19 protein-coding genes are annotated in these 19336 nt (G+C 38.8%); 1 reads left to right on the top strand and 18 read right to left on the bottom strand.

Annotated features, from left to right (window positions below; genetic code table 11):
- Positions 1 to 1728 (top strand): acyltransferase family protein (locus tag RTR43_RS17615; protein WP_312473530.1); only part of this gene is annotated, 1728 nt, incomplete at its 5' end.
- 90 nt (positions 1729 to 1818) lie between these two features.
- On the opposite strand, the gene RTR43_RS17610 is transcribed toward RTR43_RS17615, so the two are convergent.
- The 18 genes from RTR43_RS17610 to RTR43_RS17525 all read right to left on the bottom strand — a co-directional run bounded on the left by RTR43_RS17610 (position 1819) and on the right by RTR43_RS17525 (position 19225).
- Entirely contained in the window at positions 1819 to 2718 is a 900-nt protein-coding gene (locus RTR43_RS17610; RefSeq protein ID WP_312473529.1) for a HAMP domain-containing sensor histidine kinase, read from the bottom strand.
- Positions 2719 to 2866: 148 nt separating this feature from the next.
- Positions 2867 to 3562, bottom strand: a complete 696-nt coding sequence (locus RTR43_RS17605; RefSeq protein ID WP_312473533.1) for a response regulator transcription factor — start codon at positions 3560 to 3562, stop codon at positions 2867 to 2869.
- On the bottom strand, positions 3562 to 4179 hold the full coding sequence (locus RTR43_RS17600; RefSeq protein WP_312473528.1) for a DedA family protein: 618 nt from the start codon (positions 4177 to 4179) through the stop codon (positions 3562 to 3564). Before RTR43_RS17600 ends, RTR43_RS17605 begins: the two co-directional genes overlap by 1 nt.
- A 167-nt stretch (positions 4180 to 4346) precedes the next feature.
- Positions 4347 to 4910 carry a class I SAM-dependent methyltransferase gene (locus tag RTR43_RS17595; protein WP_312473532.1) on the bottom strand — a complete coding sequence of 188 codons (564 nt, stop codon included), beginning with the start codon at positions 4908 to 4910 and terminating at the stop codon, positions 4347 to 4349.
- Between the two features lie 649 nt (positions 4911 to 5559).
- Positions 5560 to 6432, bottom strand: a complete 873-nt coding sequence (locus RTR43_RS17590) for a Cof-type HAD-IIB family hydrolase (protein ID WP_312473527.1) — start codon at positions 6430 to 6432, stop codon at positions 5560 to 5562.
- Between the two features lie 131 nt (positions 6433 to 6563).
- Positions 6564 to 7346, bottom strand: coding sequence for a DeoR/GlpR family DNA-binding transcription regulator (locus RTR43_RS17585; RefSeq protein ID WP_312473526.1), 783 nt, complete (start codon positions 7344 to 7346; stop codon positions 6564 to 6566).
- Positions 7347 to 7376: 30 nt separating this feature from the next.
- The gene (locus RTR43_RS17580) at positions 7377 to 8396 is read right to left on the bottom strand and encodes an ABC transporter ATP-binding protein (protein WP_312473525.1); all 1020 of its coding nucleotides are present in this window, start codon (positions 8394 to 8396) and stop codon (positions 7377 to 7379) included.
- Positions 8393 to 9268: an ABC transporter permease gene (locus RTR43_RS17575; protein WP_312473524.1), complete on the bottom strand. Its 876-nt coding sequence runs from the start codon at positions 9266 to 9268 to the stop codon at positions 8393 to 8395. Before RTR43_RS17575 ends, RTR43_RS17580 begins: the two co-directional genes overlap by 4 nt.
- The gene (locus RTR43_RS17570) at positions 9265 to 10119 is read right to left on the bottom strand and encodes an ABC transporter permease (protein ID WP_312473523.1); all 855 of its coding nucleotides are present in this window, start codon (positions 10117 to 10119) and stop codon (positions 9265 to 9267) included. Before RTR43_RS17570 ends, RTR43_RS17575 begins: the two co-directional genes overlap by 4 nt.
- 106 nt (positions 10120 to 10225) lie before the next feature.
- Positions 10226 to 11059, bottom strand: coding sequence for an alkaline phosphatase family protein (locus tag RTR43_RS17565; RefSeq protein WP_312473522.1), 834 nt, complete (start codon positions 11057 to 11059; stop codon positions 10226 to 10228).
- Entirely contained in the window at positions 11049 to 12164 is a 1116-nt protein-coding gene (locus RTR43_RS17560) for an ABC transporter substrate-binding protein (RefSeq protein WP_312473521.1), read from the bottom strand. Before RTR43_RS17560 ends, RTR43_RS17565 begins: the two co-directional genes overlap by 11 nt.
- Positions 12165 to 12435: 271 nt before the next feature.
- On the bottom strand, positions 12436 to 13287 hold the full coding sequence (locus RTR43_RS17555) for a CPBP family glutamic-type intramembrane protease (RefSeq protein WP_312473520.1): 852 nt from the start codon (positions 13285 to 13287) through the stop codon (positions 12436 to 12438).
- A 194-nt stretch (positions 13288 to 13481) separates the two neighbouring features.
- Positions 13482 to 14195, bottom strand: coding sequence for an ATP-binding cassette domain-containing protein (locus tag RTR43_RS17550; protein WP_312473519.1), 714 nt, complete (start codon positions 14193 to 14195; stop codon positions 13482 to 13484).
- Complete coding sequence (locus RTR43_RS17545; protein WP_312473518.1) at positions 14192 to 14986, bottom strand: hypothetical protein; 795 nt, start codon at positions 14984 to 14986, stop codon at positions 14192 to 14194. The genes RTR43_RS17550 and RTR43_RS17545 overlap by 4 nt, the downstream gene beginning before the upstream one ends.
- A 5-nt stretch (positions 14987 to 14991) precedes the next feature.
- The gene (locus tag RTR43_RS17540) at positions 14992 to 15531 is read right to left on the bottom strand and encodes an RNA polymerase sigma factor (RefSeq protein ID WP_312473517.1); all 540 of its coding nucleotides are present in this window, start codon (positions 15529 to 15531) and stop codon (positions 14992 to 14994) included.
- A gap of 15 nt (positions 15532 to 15546) precedes the next feature.
- Positions 15547 to 16218: a hypothetical protein gene (locus RTR43_RS17535; protein ID WP_312473516.1), complete on the bottom strand. Its 672-nt coding sequence runs from the start codon at positions 16216 to 16218 to the stop codon at positions 15547 to 15549.
- 8 nt (positions 16219 to 16226) lie between these two features.
- Positions 16227 to 18353: an ABC transporter permease/M1 family aminopeptidase gene (locus RTR43_RS17530; RefSeq protein WP_312473515.1), complete on the bottom strand. Its 2127-nt coding sequence runs from the start codon at positions 18351 to 18353 to the stop codon at positions 16227 to 16229.
- A complete protein-coding gene (locus RTR43_RS17525) occupies positions 18350 to 19225 on the bottom strand; it encodes an ABC transporter ATP-binding protein (protein WP_312473514.1) in 876 nt (291 codons plus the stop codon). The genes RTR43_RS17530 and RTR43_RS17525 overlap by 4 nt, the downstream gene beginning before the upstream one ends.
- Positions 19226 to 19336 lie beyond the last annotated feature (111 nt).

Genomic DNA, 19336 nt, shown 5'->3' with positions numbered 1-19336 from the left:
GTGTTCTTCGTGCTGTCTGGCTACCTTATTACCGATATCATAATGACTGAGTGGGAACAGCGAAGAAGAATTGATTTAAAGAATTTCTGGATTCGCCGCGCGAGACCTTTACTTCCAGCCATGCTTTCCATGTTAGTAATCCTATTTGGTTGGGTAAGCTTGTTTCATCATCATCCTTTAGAAAAATTGCAAGCGGATGCTCTAGCTGCTTTACTATATATTAGTAATTGGTGGTACATCTTTCATCACCAATCCTATTTTGATAGCTTTCAATCACCATCCTTATTAACTCATTTTTGGTCTTTAGCAGTAGAAGAACAATTTTATCTTTTCTGGCCCTTGTTGCTTACATTTGGGTTACGCTTTATCTCTAAACGTTCAATCATATATATTACTCTCACTGTTGCCGGTATTTCCGCATTAATAATGGCCTTATTATATCAACCCGGATTGGATCCAAGTAGAATCTATTACGGGACTGATACGAGAGCTTTTTCTCTATTAATTGGTTCAGTACTTGGTCTTATTTGGCCGAGTCAAAAACTTGCTACAAAAGTACCATTACAGTTACGACTTGTCCTTAACTTAGTCGGGACCATGGCGCTTGTAGCCATCCTTTTAATGGTTGGACTTACCAATCAATACGAACCATTCTTATACCATGGAGGGATGGTTTTATTGTCAATTGCTACTATGTTATTAGTAGCCGTGCTGGTTCATCCCGCTAACAGCATCAGTAAATATTTGAATGTAAAACCTCTTAAATGGTTAGGTGTCCGGTCTTATGGCATCTATTTGTGGCACTATCCTGTCCTTGTGTTAACGAGTCCGTCCATAAATACAACAGGAATTTCGATTGGCAGAGTCCTATTCCAACTAACATGCATTATTGGTTTGTCAGCATTATCCTATAAATTCATCGAAAATCCTTTACGCCAAGGAGGATTGAAACAAACGTGGAGAACGATTGCTAGGGAGAAATCGTTTCTTAATCGTTTTATTTTCAGACGTTGGATTGTCCTTGGCGTAGGAGTGCTAATAATGATTGTCTCATTTTTAGCTATTCACAATGTGACGATTGCAAAAACAGATAAAAAAGAGGAAACGCATGCTGCAATTAAAGAGGATCGATCTAGTAATCAACTAAAAATAGAACAGAAAAAAAAGGTACCTCCTTCACCTGCTGTTCATCCAAAAGAAGAAGAGCTAACAAAACCTGACGGTGAAAATAAACTTCCGCAAACGGATTCCTCTATCGAAAAAAATGAAAAGGTGACAGCAATTGGTGATTCAATATTACTTGATGTTACCCCTTATTTAACTGAATCTTTTCCTTCATTAAATGCCGACGGAAAAGTAGGCCGTCAAATGTCTCAAGCATTGGATGTAGTAAAAAAAATGAAGCAAGAAGGAACATTAGGGGATTCTGTAATTATCGAACTCGGCACAAATGGCCCATTTAATAAGAATCAATTAATATCGATGATTGAAGTAATTGGAAATGACCGAAAAATTATTTTCATCAATACCCGTGTCCCACGCCCGTGGGAAACTGTGGTAAACAATATACTAAAAGATGTAACCACAAAGTTCACGAATACCACTCTTGTTAATTGGCACGCCGCCAGTTCAGGGCATGATGAATTTTTTTCTCCAGACGGTGTCCACTTAAATGCAAAAGGAGCAAAAGTTTACGCATCATTAGTGGCAAAGGCGTTGGGGAAATGAACAGTGACTATAAGAATTGAAGCTTTGTATAAAAGAATATTCCCGTGAAGCTCATTCTCTATTATGTTTATGTGGCCCTGTACTTAAGGGCTAAATTCTCGAAATTTCGATAAAAAAAGTGAAGTGCCCGTTTTGATGATTCAACCAGATTCGTCCCCCATGCAGCTCGACGATGTTTTTGGCAATTGATAGCCCCATGCCAGCGCCGGGCGACCCGTGATGGTCGTTTCTCGACGGATCCGCCTTATAAAACCGTTCGAATAGTAGCTTTTCCTGCTCTTCCGATATCGGTTTACCCATATTTTCGACGGCAAAATAAATATGCTGCTCTTCCGCGGACAGCCGTACCGTGATTACACCGGGTTTCATCGAAAACTTGAGCGCATTCATCAATAGGTTATCGATGGCACGTACCATTTTTTCAGCATCGACATAACCGTAAATCGGCGTCTGATCGCGAATCGTACGAACTGTAAGTGAATTTTCCTGCGCAATCGGTTCGAATTCGTTCATGATCTGCTCCAACAAACCGCTCACATCTATCTTCGTAAAAGAAAGGTTCACCGCCCCACTTGTTAATCGCGTGTATTCAAACAAGTCGTCAATCAGCTTCTTTAGTTGCTGTGATTTGTTGTAGGCGTTATTGATATAGCGCTTATGTTCTTCGAGATTCTCGTAATTGTCATTCTTCAACAAATTCAAATAACCGATAATACTGGTCAAAGGTGTACGCAGATCATGGGAAACACTTGTAATCAGTTCCATTTTCGAATTTTCGATTTGGCGTTCTCGATTCATTTTTTCCTGTAGCTGCTCAGCCATAAAGTTGATGCTCTTGGCGACTTCTCCCATCTCGTCTTCATTAGACATCGGCAGCCGATAATCCAGATTCCCGCCCGCTATGGTCAAGAGACCTTCGGCAAGGGTCCGTAAATAACGAACTAGGGGTCGCGTTAAAAGGAAGAAGAAGAACAAAAACGAGGCGATCATAAATATGAAATCTCCAAAATACCCAATATCGAACGACAAATAAATGAGAAGCAATGATAAAGCCACCATACAGATGAAGCTTATTAAAGCTGCCCAGAAAATTCGGATTCGAATATTCTTTTTCCCGCTTAAAGTGGAAAGGAATTTTCTATTCAACTTTATATCCCACTCCCCACACGGTTTTGATATACCTAGGCTCTCGCGGGTTGTCTTCGATTTTTTCGCGAATATTACGGATATGAACCATTATGGTGTTATCGGATAAAAATTTGTCCTCTTTCCACACGCTCTGGTATATTTTATCAACATTAAACACATGCCCACGGTGGCTGGCCATCAGCTCCAGAATAGAAAATTCGAGCGGAGTGAGCGATACTTCTTTACTACGTACCATCACAATATGGCGACTTTTATCAATGATCAAATCGTTAATTTCGATAATCCCACTGTTGGACACTGACTTGCCATTGCTTCCTCCTTCCAGCTTCTGTCTGCGAAGCTGAGCCTTCACCCGAGCGATCAACTCCAGTGGATTAAACGGCTTGGCGAGATAATCGTCGGCTCCCGTCGTGAGCCCGGTTATTTTGTCGATATCCTCGCCTTTGGCGGAAAGCATAATAATTGGAATGTTAGACGTTTCACGGATTTTGAAACACGCTTTAATCCCATCTAGATTGGGCATCATCACATCCAATATGATCAGATCGACCGCTTCGCTGTTTAATGTATGCAAGGCCTGCAAGCCGTCCTCGGCCTCGAATACACGAAACCCTTCATTTCGTAAAAAAATATGAACCACATCGCGAATTTCCGGATCGTCATCAACTACAAGCACTTTGTAGATCAAGCTTTATCTCTCCCTTGCCATTTTTTTTGATTCGAAGTATACCGGATGATGAAGAATACGGCAGCACTGACGAACGGTATCCATAGCAGCTTTAATCCGTAACGATAGACGAGATCGCCGACTTCCTGCGCATGATCACCGACCAAATAGCCAACGGTGAAGAAAATGGATGTCCAGACAAATCCCGTTGTGAAGGAGAACAGTGCGTAACGCTTGAATGTTATTTTGTTAATGCCAATTACGTAAGGCATGACATGACGTATTATCGGGAAGAAATAACTTATACATAATGCAAAACTACCATATTTATCCACCAATGTCTCTGAAAAATTGAGCCATTTATTCAGTTTTTTCCTTCGATGCAGCCGGTCAAGCACTGATGTTCCAAATATTCGGCCTAGTACATAACCTAGCGACAACCCTGAAATAACACCCAAATATGTCAGGAGAAAGGCAGGGAACGAGTGAAGAAGCCCGTTCGCCGTTACAGCGCCTCCTGTCATCACGACAACCTCATCCGGAATCGGCATGCCAACGATGCCGAGCCACAATGCGAAATACAGTGCAGCATAACCGAGATGATGGATCAACGATAGCAACGTATCGTAATTCATGGGCAACACCCTCCTTTCTGCAAAACCTGAAAATTTTCCGCTCGATAAAACAGAGCGTTTCCGACAATAAAATTCCTCCCGCAACGTCCACCAAAAACATGCTGTTTGAGGAATGGCAAGGGGCCAGGCCAATGGTGAATAAGCAATAAGCTTTTTTTCATGCGGCTTCAAAGCCTTTTGCGGCAAACGTATACGAATGCCGGCGGTATATTCCAAGGGACATAATGAACGTGCTCAATATCAAACAGAGTGCTCAGCTGTTTCTTCATTTGCTGCGAATATTGGAAGGCGATGAACAATCCGCCCGGCTTCAGCGAGGTTACGATTTGATCCATTAATTGATCGCGCAGCTGTTGCGGGAAGTTGAAAAACGGCAGTCCGCTCAAAATGCAGTCCAGATGCTCAATCCGTTCGTTCTGCAGCGCTTCCCGGAGCTTGCACGCATCCGCGTAACAGGAATAAGCGGGGAACCGTCTCATTAATTGATCGCGCAACGACGCTTCCTTCTCAAACAACATCACATTCGCGTCTTTCAGGTTTACCACATCGATATATTTGGTTATGGCGCCCGTACCCGCTCCAAGCTCGGCAATATGATCGACCCGATTCCAGTTCACCTGTTCGAGCATTTTTTTAGCCAAAAACATCGAGCTAGGCGTAATGCTGCCGATTTGTTTCGGTGCTCGCAAAAATTTGTGCAAAAATTGTAGCTTCTCTTGGATATTTTCCATCATAAGTCTCCCTCCCTCGTTTTTAGTATCCTTATCTTAAGAAATATTTCTTCGGAACGAACAAAGAAATTTCTGAAGAAATTCTGAAGTTGAGCGGAACGAAGAAAAGCGGAAGCACCCGTTTAGCAGCGTATGGACTGGAGCGCTTCGACTGAGATAAAGGAAAATAGAAAAGTGGAAACGCCTTGCCCAGGGGCGACAGGCATAAGACGAGCTGGCGAGAAGGCTGCTTTTTAGCCTTCTTGACGGATTGGCTTATGCCCCCGAGCCCCTAGGCGTTGCAGCTAGACAACACGAAGAGCGTTAGCGATTCGATGTTGACTTATCGTAGGGAGAAGCGCGAAGTACACTAGCTGCTGGGCGCTGGAGCTGGACAATTCTCAAAGTTCAATGATATAAATTCTGATACTAAAATAGAAACACCTACAGCGTCTTTCAAATTGTAGAAGATGCATGCCCCTAGATGTGCCCAAACGTAAAAAAACACGCCTAATTTGACGTGTTATCATTGCGTTTCTATATTGGATTGGTATTACTTTGGTGAACCCGAGTGAATACTTTAGACCGATCACCCAAACAATTTCCAAAAGTCCTGTCATTATGATCTATATCCATGCCATTTTAGCGCTCTCTCCTTCGACAATGACACTTATTTTTGAACCACGAAGTTCTCCATATATCGATAAATAGCGTAAGCTACCCCATTCTCATCATTTTTAAGGGTTGTCGTGGTACAAACAGCTTTTATGACATCTTTCGCATTTCCCATCGCTACACTGTATCCAACTTTCTGGAACATGGATAAATCATTGTTGCTGTCCCCGATTGCCATCGACTGCTCTAAGGAGCCATTCAGCATGAAAGCCAATTTTTCTAGGGCATTTCCTTTTGAAGCTCTATTACTAGTAATTTCAATATTATAATCAGCAGATGAAACAACCATCAAATCATCAAACATGTTGAATTGGTTCCATCCTTCCGCTAATTTCTTTTGATCAAAAGAACAGGCTACTATATTAAAAAATTCCTCCTCCTGTTTCAAAATATCATGATAGTTTTCAACGAGAACATAGCCAAACTGTTCAAATTGTCTTTCCGCTACTTCTACTACTTCTGTCCAATCCGAATCCAAATCTGCTTCTTTCAGGCTCTGAATCTCTTGATAAATATGTTCTCTCCTCTTTTTAAGCGTATAAATGGCTTTATTCGTAAACACTTCGTAATAATAATCCCGTTCATCTAACCACTTTAGAATCAATTCGACACTTACTTTCGAAATCGTAATAGAAGAAAGCACCTTTCCGTCCTTTGAATGAATGGTTGATCCATTTGTCCCAATGATCAATGGTGCAATCCCAGCTTTTTTACAAATGGTTTGAACGTCAAAATAAGCCCGTCCTGTGGATATAACGACTTCAAAACCCCGATCTTGGGCATATTGAATCGCCTTTATATTTTCTTCACTAATCTCATTCTGGTCGTTTAATAATGTTCCATCTAAATCTATTGCAATGAAGCTCATGCTATTTAGCTCCTTTTCTCATTCTATCTACTAATTTTTCTTTCTAGCTTTTTTACCTCTAGCAAAAAGAATCCAATCAAAAAAGAGAGAGTATTCCCTCTTCCTTCTCGATATGTCATTTTATCAATTGACTATCCTTGAATCCAATTGATTTCCTCTAATTTTGAATCATTTCTCCATTCCTCTGGAAATGGTTGCTCGCAGACAATTACATCGACTTTTTCTAGAGGACAAACTTTACAAAATGTATCTACACCAAATTTAGAGTAATCCGTTAGCAAGATAACTTGCTTTGCTACCTCAACCATCTTGCGAGAAACTAATGCTTCGTGTAAATGATAATTACTAACTCCACTTTGAAGAGAAACACCACCAGCTGAAATGAACGCTTTATCAATATTAAATTGATTTAACATTTGTTCAGTGAGACCGCCGCTTATGGATTGCTGCTTTGGATCAATTTGTCCACCTAGTAATAGAATTTGTCCTGTAAACATATTTTGATTAAGCAATTCGGTTAACACAGATGACACAGGAAGAGAATTGGTTAAAATGGTAATGTCTTTTTTATTGTTAATACACTGCGCAAATTCAAGCATGGTTGTCCCAACATCAATGACAATCACATCACCGTTAGAAATGAGTTCTACTGCTTTTTTCCCAACCTTAACTTTCGCTTCTTGATTCACAGTTGTACGGTGTGTGAATGGAGGTTCCTCAAATCCAAAGACCGTTTTAATCGCTCCACCGTAAACCCTCTTTAAAAGTCCTTTCTCTTCTAATATCATCAAATCACGTCGAACAGTTTCCTCTGAAACATTAAATTGTTCAACTAATTCAATGACTTTTACTTTTCCCATTTTGTTCAGTTCTTTTAAAATTTCATTCTTTCTTTCTTCTGGCAAAACAGACATATGACTTCCTCCCATTACGAAAAGCCCATTCTAATTAGCTAACATAATGCATTCTTTCTTTGGTACAAGAATATGCACCTGTGCTCCTTGTTCAAGCATTTTCCCTTGGTGATGAAGATCATCTACCAGGAAAGCGGACTCTTCTGTTTCTACTTCATATCTTAAAACATTTCCTGTCATGGAAACATCTTTAATAATCCCTTTAATACCCCAGTTCGCTTGTAAATCCAAATGATTTTCACAAGCGGAAACTAGTTGTAGAACTTCAGGACGAATAGCAACCTCATTCCCGTCTATCTCTGTGCTTTGAACAAGTTTACGGAAAACGTCGATACTCAAAACATTGTAATTTCCGATAAATTTCGCCACAAATGTATTGACGGGCGAGGTATAAATTTCTGTTGGTGAACCGGATTGAACAATTTTTCCTTTATTCATGACAAAAATCCGATCGGACATTGTCATGGCTTCTTCCTGATCATGGGTCACAAAAATTGTGGTAATATCTAATTCTTTCTGGATTCTCTTTAATTCCTTTTGTAAGTTCTTTCTAATTTTCGCATCCAATGCACTTAACGGCTCATCCAAAAGCAGGACCTTTGGTTCCATGACAAGTGCACGGGCAAGAGCCACCCTTTGTTGTTGACCACCAGATAATTGATGAGGATAGGACTGTTCTTTTCCAATCAAATCTACCAGTTCAATCATCCTCGTTACTCTTGATTTAATATCCTTTGCCTTCTTCATTTTAAGGCCGTAAGCGATATTTTCAAAAACGTTCATATTCGGGAATAATGCATACGATTGAAACACCATACCTACTTCACGGTTACGCGGTGATAAATGAGTAATATCTTTTCCATCAATGAAGATACTTCCTTTATCCACATCTTCAAGTCCGGCAATGGATCGTAATAAGGTGCTTTTTCCGCACCCGCTTTGTCCAAGAAGGGTCGCAAATTCTCCCTTTTTTAATGTCAATGAAATATTTTCTAACACGTCTTGATGATTATAACCCTTCGTCACTTGATCAATCGTTACATAGCTCATGGATTTTCACCTTCTAAAGCTGTATTTTTTTGACGGTATGATTTCTTTAAAAATGAAAGAGATCGTTTCTTATTAGAAAAGACAGGAGCATTCTCTTTTCTGAATGTAAGTTTTAGTACAGTCCCCGTTAAAAGTAAAATGATAGAATAATACGTAATCACAATGGCACTTGTTAAGTGACCACTCTTGTTGAGTTTATCGGCAAGATAAATTTGAATCGTTTCAAATCGGCCCCCGACAAGCAAATTGGCAAAAGCAAACTCACTAAATAAAAGCGCGACGGATAATAAGGTAGATACTAAAATACCAGAGATAATATTGGGAAACACCACTGTACGAAACGCCTGGAATTTTGTGGCCCCAAGTAATTCGGCCGCATCGACAAGCTGGACCGCATTCACTGTACGAAGGCTGTTGCGAATACCTTGATACATAAATGGCAGAATCGTGATGAAATAAGCACCAACTAAAATCCATGGTGTTCCGGCAATTTGAATAGGTCCATCTGAATATACTTTGATTAATCCTACAGCTCCAACAATGGGCGGTATACCATATGGAAGCATAGCGGCTGCTTGAAGCCATTTTTCCCATTTACCGAAATAGACAGTGATGATAAAAATCGTTGGGAGCATAATTACCACACTAAGACCAACCGTCACGACAATTAAAAACAGCGTATGCTGCAGCGCCCGATAAAACCGTTCATCTTGAAATAATTCAATATACCATTTCACTGTATAACTCTCTGGTAGAATCGTATGATCCCATTTTCCAGCCATCGAGAATAAAAACGTTCCTACTAGCGGGATTAATAAATAGATAACAAGCAAGCCCACGATCACTTTATGAAACACTAATGAAGACTTCATCGTAAATCCCTCCTAATGCGGCGCATCATTCGTTCATTGAACCACATTGCCGCGATCATGGTCACTGCTAGAAGAATACCCATCGCACTACCCAACTGCGGCTTTAAGGTAACGTCACTCGATACTAAAGAGGCAATTTGCAAGGATAATAAATTATAGTTGCTTCCGACAAGTGCATAGGCTGTCGCATAAGCTCCCATCGCGTTCGCAAACAAAATACTGAATGTGCCGGCAATGCTAGGCAAAAGAACCGGGATCCCGATGTGGCGCCAAAAGGATAAGGTCGTTCCACCTAATAAGGAAGAAGCTTCTTTCCATTGCTTTTTAATTCCCTGATATGATGGGTAAATAAGCATAACAGCAAGGGGAATTTGGAAATAAATATAAACCAGAATGAGACCTGTCCAAGAATATAAATTAAAGCCTGCAAATACATCCAAACCAAGCTTAGAAAAAAGCAGCGTAAACAATCCATTGTTTCCAAGTAAAATAATATAGGAAAAGGAAAGCGGAATTCCTTCGAAGTTCGAAGTCATATTGGCAATCATCAGTAAGCGATTTTGTATTTTTTGTGAGAACTTTGTAAAGGAATAGGCGGCAATAACCGCAATAATCACAGAAGTAACAGCAGAGAACAACGAAATGACAAGGCTATTTTGAATAGCTTGTAAATAAAATTTACTTTTAAATATGGTTAGGTATTGTTGAATCGTCACTTGAACTCCATCATCTGCATAAAAACTATCCTTCAGCATGGCCACTAATGGTCCTATTTCAAACCCAATCACGAACAAAATAAATGGTAGTAAAAGAGCTAATAAGTAAAATTTTTGTTTTTTAATTTTTCTCAAGACTTCTCGCTCCTCTATATTCGCTAACAATGGGGGAATTGGTTTCATCGTACGTACGTTAAACCAATTCCCGGTAACCTTCCTATTTCTAAATAGGGTACTTTCTTTAAACGGTCATTTTCCTATTAAGACCTGGAAGTGAATAGTTCACCATTTTATCGGACGGCTCAATCTCTAACAGTTCACAAATAAGCGGGGCAAAAGCCAATTGCGGAACGACCTCACTGTGAACACCAGGCTCCACTTTTGGACTGATGATAAAGAGTGGTACATCACGCTCACCATCTGTGATGCCGCCGTGATTGCCATACTCACTCATGCCATGATCAGACGTAATTAAAATGTGATACCCTTCCTTCATCCAAATCGGCAAAAGCTGTGCCAGCAAGCTGCCCATTTTTAAGATTTGTTCACGATATTCTTTCGATTCCGAACCGAAAGCCTCTCCTTTTACATCGACACCGAGCGGATGAATATATAAAAAGTGCGGGTCATATTTTCTGCGCAATGCTTCTGCATCTATTAACACATGACTGTCCGGATAATCATCATCCCAATAAAATTTTCCATATTGAATCGGCTTAGACTCATCCTCTTGCTCGCGGTCTTCAACAAAATGGAATGGGGCGCGATTATAAAGTTCACTTACCCAGTAATAGGCTGCCGCTCCATTCCTTAAACCGTTCTCCTTCGTCAGATGAAAGAGACTTTTCTCGGTAGATAGTTGAACAGCTTGATTGGATGTAATGCCATTGACAGATGCCGGTGTACCAGTAAGCAATACTTCATATAATGGACGGGAAAGACTTGGCAGCTCCGATTTAACCTTGTAAAGTGCTGCCTGATTGGTTTCCACAAGATGTTGAATAAATCCGAGAGTTTCACAGGCTTTATCGTATCTCATCCCATCAACAACAATTGCGATTACTTTATTTGACATGGACTAATACCTCTTCTTGCCAAAGCTGCGGCAACGTTTTAGCCGTTTCTTCCCAGGCTTTGTAATCTTTAATTGGTTTTGCATTCTTGTACTCTTCTTTTGGAATCATTTTATCCGCTACTTCTTTCGGAAGATTTACATTATCACGAATAGGGCGAGCAAACCCTTTAGCCAAGTTAATTTGTCCCTCGTCGCTTAAGATATATTCTCTAGTGGCCAGCGCTGCATACGGATGCTTCGCATATTTGTTAATAATCGTGGCATAGCCGCTAACGACTGAACCTTCCTTTGGAATGGTGACATCGAACTGGTTACGATTAATTTGTTCAGCATAACCAAGGGCATTGAAATCCCAAACAATGGCCACTTCCACTTCCCCTTTTTCGATGTTAGCCGGCTTGGCATCCGTTAAGCCAAGACGTCCTTGCTTGGCAAGCTTTGCAAAAAAGTCAATTCCTGGTTGAAGGTGTTTTTCATCACCGCCGTAAGCCATTGCAGCAGCAAGAACGCCCATTTGGTTCTGTGTACCACGCTGAACATCTCCAACGGTTACTTTATAATTTCCTTTTAATAAATCATCCCAAGATTTTGGCGGGTTTTTCACTAATTCTTTATTCGTTAAGAAAGCAATCGTTCCTTGGTAGCCGACAACCCAATCCCCGTTGTCATCTTTTGCCCACTCAGGTACATCGTTCCAATAGGACGTTTTATAAGGGATTGTTAATTTTTTCTGTTCGGCAATAGGTCCAAAGGAAATCCCTACATCACCGATATCAGCGGTTGCGTTCTCTTTTTCAGATTCCATTTTAGCAATCTCTTCGGCGCTGGATAAATCTGTATCCGTGTGTTTCAATGTATATTTTTTCGTCATTTCATCCCATGTTTCTACCCAGTTGGCCCATGAATCAGGCATTCCGGCACTATTCACTTCGCCCTCTTTTTTGGCTTTTGTTTCAATTTCTTTCAAGGATAATGTGTTGGGATCCTTAATAACTGAAGCTGCTGGCTCTTTTGTCGTTCCACAAGCAGCTAATCCTAGTACACTTATTCCTAACATCACAGCTTGAATAGACTTGTAACAATTCTTCTTGAATGTGTAGTTCATAAAAAGCGCCTCCAATTAATGTGGATTTTTTAACGTTGTTTACTGTTTGTTACGGTTTAATCATAATCAAACAATATTAATCCCTCATTAATCCGATATTAAGTTGTTGTAAATCCTCTCTTTATTTATCTAATTCACTTATCCTGAATAATTTTTCCACCAAAACAAACATAACAAAAAAAAGACTACCTCCTTTTTTAGGAAATAGTCTATCCTTTAGAAAAAATCATTTTGATACCCTGAAAGGATTAGATTTTAACCGGTTGTTTGCTCATAACCTTGGTGTTTGCAGTGCAAGCTCTTTTTTAACTCTAAATGATCTGAGAAGCAACCCTATTCCAAGGAACAAAACCGTTGCAATAACTCCGCTGATTGGATTCAACCAAAAGTCACCGTTCTTAGTAAATGTAATAATGCCACTTGTTGTTACCAAAACCGTAGGAAACGCATCTTCAACTGCATGCATCAACACACATGGCCATACGGACTTTGTAAGCCTGTATATTTCAACATACATAACAGTCCAGCACACCATAAGCACACAGCCTGTCAAAAGCATACCCATCCTTGAAATTGATTCAAAATAATCGTTTGGCAGAAACACCATGTAATACGCAGCATGCCACAACGCCCAAACAAGCCCAGAAATAAGATAAATCAGCCAGTCATTGAACTTTAGTTCTATTAGTTTTGGTGTCAGATATCCACGCCATGCAAACTCCTCAAATATGTTTTTGATAAAATTACCTGCAACAGAAACAGCTGCAAGTGAAAAAAACGTATACATTTCACCATTTGATAGGTCAGTACATCCTAAAAGCAATGCGAAGCCAACGGTTATTATAGTAATTAACGGATAAATAACCAATGACACAAGATACCACTTTATATTACCTTTAAAATTGGGCTTAATACCAATGTCTTTCCAATCACGGCTGATAATTCTAAGTAGTATTGCTGTTAGTAACGGTAACACAAGCCACAGCCCCATACCCAAAGAATTATCTTCTGACTGTTCTGTAAGAATAGAATCAAGCAATACGCCAAGCCAACCGCTTAACAATACAACAATAATGAAAATAAGCAAATTGTATCTTCGTTTATTTCTTTTCTCGTCAAACATTTTCAACGTCTCCTTTCACTTCATTACGATGTCCAATAGATTCACACTGGGCAAAAGCGCATCGGGAGTACGTGCCAATTCAATTGCATTTCAGAACCACAAATTATGCTATTAATATAAATCTACTAATTCTTCTTCCGTCTCACTATTCCCTTTATAGTATTTTTCAATATTAAGCTTATTTTCTTTCAACTTTATTCCTGCAACCCTTGAGTTACAGCATCGAGTGCTTCCATTCCTCCAAAATAAGCTATTTTCCCTTCGCTTAAGTAAAGTAATTTATCTTCGCTCGATTGCTGGATCCCATCGAGCAAATGAGTGCTTATAATGATGATACTGTGATAAGAAAGCCGCTGCAGAATGCGTTGAAAATAGATTCGCTCCCCTATGTCTAAACCTTCAAACGGCTCATCCAAAATACATATACGTGGATGATTGATGAGAGCTTGAATCAAGCCTACTTTTTGTAGTTGTCCTCCCGAGAGGTTACGAAGCTTCCTCCTTTTAACTTGCGTTAGATGGCCTTCTTGCAGCCATTGAGCAACAGTTTTTTTTATAAGATTCACGGGAATGCCTTTATGAAAGGCAAGATACATTACATATTTTTCTACCGTCATATCTGAATGACCTGTAAAATGTTGTGGTAGGAAACCAATTATTTTCCGAATCTCTTCAATCGTTAACTCTCTTCGATAAGTCCCAATATTTTCATCACGAACTAATGTAGTATAGTTTACTTCCCCTTGCTGTGGTTGAATTGCTGTCGCAAGGAGCTTCAACAGCGTGCTTTTCCCTGCTCCATTTTTTCCAACTACATACGTAATTCCTTTTGTAAACGAACACGTGATTTGGTTTAAAAGTTTGGTATCCTTCAACGAATATTCCACAGCGTCTAATTTTATTCTCATTTTAAATTCACCGAAAAGCGATTCTTTAATAAAATGGTGCTTAACAATAAAATAGAGAGTCCAAAAATTATCATATTCATTACAAGAAAATAATCATCGCCAGGCACTTGAAACAAAAGCTCTTTCTTTAATAAAACTTGGCTGAACCAAATAAATAGTGTGAGTGACAACCCTATTTTTTGTCCTAACCAGAATGTCGCAACAAATCCAACTACTCCAAAAAAGAAAACAGGAATAAAGGAACTAACTAAATACAATATCGTACTTTCTCTTCCTACGATAAAAAAACATAATGGCAGCGCCAAGACTAACTGGAATCCCATAACAATCATAAATCGGGTAAACATTTGCTGGATGATTGGATAATAGCTTAATGTTTCAATGATCTCATTCCCTTCGTTTTTAGGACGGAAGGAATATCCAATGACTGCAATGACAAGAAGGGTGATCCACTTGATCCAGTTCGTAAATCCAAACAATGGATCTGCCGTATTTACACTAATCGTAAAGGTTATCGCAATCATGACAAGTCCGGTTAATAGCCAGCTTGTCGTACCATAAAAATTCCATTGCGATAAAAATATATTTACTATCTTATCTCTAGTTGAAAGAGAATTTTGCGTCGTTTCAAGTTCTAGACGTAAATCAACTGGACTTTGGTTCTCCTCGATTTTTTTCATTTTTTGAATCAAGTCGAGCGTCATTTCTCTTGTCGGCTCGGGGGCAGTAAATCGAGCAAAATGTGTTTTCCACTCTTTTTCCAATTTCGTTAGTTCTTGATTTTCATCCATTTCCCTCAACCCCTTTCTCTCTCATCTGCAATTAAAATGTTTTCGAGCAGTTTTAAGCCACGCGCAATTCGAGTTTTTACAGTATTTATAGAAAGATCTAATGCCAATGCGATCTCCGAGTATTTCAAATCCTGATAAAATCGTAAATATAATACTGTACGGTAATCAATTGATAACTGATTCAACGACTCTACCATCCATTGTCGTTCAAGTTGATGATCAATAATATGGTGAACTTGTCCTGTTCCTTCAATATCTTTATCCGTTACATATTCAAGACGCGACGTAGGTTTTCTCCAATAATCTTTACATGTATTGGTCGCAATTTTATACATCCACGGTTTATATTGATCAGGAACAAAGCCCTTTTGTCCTTGTTGATAGATTTTAAGAAATGTTTCTTGAACAATGTCTTCCGTCAATTTTTCATCGTTCAATAACCGATAAACGTATCCAAACAGAGGTTTATGGTATCGGAAAACAAGGATATCGAACGCAGAGTCTATCCCAAGTGACAATTGCCGCATATATTCCTCATCTTGCATCCTTCTACCTCCGTTTCAAACTGACTTTTGATTGATTTTAGAAATTGCCCCTACCATAAATAATACGCCTAGTCCGATATAAGACAATCGGTTAAAAATAATCCAATGATTTTCCACTGCAAAAAATCCACTTTCTCCACTCGCAAAACGTTGAACACTTTGATATATAAGTAAAATGGCGTTGTAATCCCGCAACAACGCACCACCAAATAGGATCATCATCCAAAAAAAGATCCCTGCCACCAATCCTCCAAGTGTATGATTTCCTATTACAGTCCCAAGAATCACCAAACCACCTAATGCGATATAAACGGGAATTGTAAAAAAAAAGCCTTGCCATAGAAATTTTCCGAAAATAATGGCTAAAGGAATTGTGATGGTACTCGTTAGCCCGAAAAATATAATCACAGAAAATGCTGCCCTCTCTAGAAGAAATGACCACTTAGTTACCGGAAATGTAATTAGCTGATTAAAAAACTTTGAATCTACATCAATTGAAAAACACCATTGGAGGATAAAAACGAACCATATCGGTGCTGTCTTTTCATAAATAAGACTAGATAAAGCATCCACTGTATATGTTCCGGAATTGTAGTTGATTACTCCGATAATTGGAATAAGCAAGAGCGTCATGAACGAATATATTGATGTAAACCATAGCTTTAAAAAAAGTCGGAGTCTAATCAAGAATCCCCTCACCATTTTGATTCTCCTTCGTATTGTTTTAAAGCGACTTCCATGTCAAATTCCTGCTTGTTATCAAGCTCTACCCAATAATTAAAAAGATACTTTATGACATCTTTAAATTGTTCTATACCTTTTTCCTCATAGCCTTGTAATAAATTTACAGGTGTAAGTTTTTCACCTTCCACCCGCCAATTGGATTTATACCATTCCGCAAAACTAATCTGTTCATGTAAATTATTCATAATCATCCAAACCAACGCATCAGACAAAACATAAGAATCTTCGTTATTACTGAAATTATATTCCCGGGTTAATTCATTTTTTAGTTCATACGCAATTTCCGAATCATCTATATCCTCGCTTCTCATCACAAAAAAACCATAATTTACGCTATCGTGTGTAAGATAATAATAGTTATCACTCAATATGTAGATAACAGAAGGACTCATCGGAACTCCTAGCCAATCTTCAATAAAGGTCCAGGATTTTTGATAGCTCTTGATCACTTCTTTCACACCGTTAAAGACTTCAGGATGTGCGACAACCCGAATTTGACCAACCTTGTTTTCCTTGAAATTTCCACCTATTAAAGATAGACCATATTGAGAAGTCCCTTGAAACGTACCTTTACTAACTTCGGGAATCGTCAATGCAAGAGGGATTTTTTGATTTTCTCTTGTAATTTTAACCGTGAATTCTGTAGGAAAATCCTTCACAAGCCGAGCGTTTCTTAATTCAAATTGCGCATAAAGATTAGTATGCTCCCGTGCAATCACTAGAGGCCGCTTCCCAACTAAAGGATACCAACCTGCCTCTTTAGGAAGATAAATGCGCTCACTTTTAATAAAGGCTTGTTCCACATAACCATCATCACGAAATTGCAAGACATTTCCTTCATAATGAATGTTTACGTCAAATTTTTCACCCGGCTGAATCGCTTGATCAAAGTGAAGTGTGATAAAATCTTTATCTCGTGAACAAGTAACAGACTTTTCGCTTGTACATTCCCCTATATTTAACCCGTGGTATAAAGTGAGAAATACATCATCCACTGACTCATTGCCATTGTTTTTAATCGTTAAGGTACCTTGAACACTAATCTGATCATCCGCCTTAAGTTCCACACTTAAATTTGTTTTTTCCATTGCAAATTCATATGCTTGATCATCTTTATGCTTTTCATAGAAGGAATTCTCCCATTGGTAATATGCTGTTTCATCCTCACCTTGAAACGACTCTACATATTGCTGACCCGTCGTAATGAATTGTTTAAGGGCTTGGTCATATTGCATATAGCGCATTCCACTTAACACAATCGCAGGAATGATGAAGATTGTAATAAGGATGGGAATCAGCTTTTTTTCTTTTTGGTTCGTTCGATTACGCCTGAACAATAATAGTGTTACACCAATAAACACAATCCCCACCAAAACAACAGCACTTTGGTGCAAAATTGAACATTTAAACACATGATGAATCCCCCATATCCCCTCATATGGAGAACCAATAAACATAAAATCAAAAGGAGTTAATAAGTGAAACTTCGGGTTATCCCATTTTTGGGCATATCCAACATAGTCAATAGGTAAAAGTAAACTCAGTACTAAAATAGCTGGAATGACAAGATACGCCAACATGGATTTAATCAATATCGCAAATAAAAAACCAATGGAAATGAGAAGAAAAAATGCTCCTTCCATTTGAATGAATACGTAAAAAATATTTTTAAACCAATCTCCAATCGTCATTGCTGCACTCATGAACCATATTGCTTGCACGACTATTGTAATGACTGTGATAGATAAACCGTATAATTGGGTGATCAGCCATTTCCCTACAACCCAATCCACATTTTTCACATCGTATGTTACAACTAATTGTTCAAAATCATTATCCCGATCTTTACTCGCCATATAAACAGCCATTAGTCCAACAATGAGTAGATTGAGCAGTAACATCCAGATGAAGCTGTTATAAAATACTACAGCTCGCTCTTTATAATGAATAGATTGGATTTCATAAGAGACAATGCTATATCCCCAATACAAAACATTTACTACTAAAGGAATAGCTAGAAATTTATTACGAAGTAAAAGTAGCCCTTCATTTCGAATAACTGATTTCATCAAATTCATGAAATCACCCCATTAATAACCGCCATATAGCCATCCTCAATCGTTGGTTTTACGGGGATCGCTTCTTCAAAGGGGGCATCTATCGAAATAATCCTAAATACAACATTATCCTTTTCTTTCCGACTGGAAATGATGACATATTCCTTTTCAACTTGATCGTATTCGGAATAAGGTACTGATACCTCCCAAACAACATTTATAGCCTTTTCGGCTAATGCATCTGTGGAACCTTGGAAAAGCACTTCGCCATGATGAATAACCGCAGCATTTTCACAGCTGGATTCAATATCACTAATAATATGGGTTGATAAAATAATAGAGTGGTCTTTACTCAATTTTTCTATCAAATTTCGAAAGCGAATTCTTTCTGAAGGATCAAGTCCAGCAGTCGGTTCATCAAGGATAATTAATTTCGGATTTCCAAGAAGAGCCTGAGCGATACCAAGCCGCCTCTTCATCCCTCCGGAGTAACCTTTTATCTTTTTATTTGCTTGTGGTAATAAATTTACTTCTTCCAGTACTTTCTCTACTTGTAAGTTTCTTTCCTGCTGATTCGTTATACCCTTCATGGAAGCAACATAATGTAGAAATTCTCTTCCTGTAAACTGGGTTGGTACGTTAAAATGTTGTGGCAAATAACCGAGCAGTTGTCGTACCTTATCTCCTTCTTTTACTAAATCAAAATCATAAATGGTCACCTTCCCATCTTGAAAAGGAAGGATTGTACTAAGAATTTTCATTAACGTGGATTTTCCCGCTCCATTTGGGCCAAGCAGTCCGAATAATCCCGTTTCCATATGTAGATTGATATTTTTTAACGCTTGAAATTTACGGTAGTTTTTCTGTAATCCTTCTATTTTTAACGTCAACATCTATTTCTCCTCCTAAAAAACCACTCTGCTCCTTTCACGTATGGAAGACTCAAATTGTTTCAAAGAAAAATATTTTTTATAAACTTAGTCACAATAGACATGAAAAAAGAG

It is taken from the genome of Neobacillus sp. (genome assembly GCF_031988165.1).
Taxonomy (GTDB): Bacteria; Bacillota; Bacilli; order Bacillales; family Cytobacillaceae; genus Neobacillus; species Neobacillus rhizosphaerae.
Note: the sequence above shows the minus strand (reverse complement) of the source record. Positions and strands in the feature narration are given on the sequence as shown.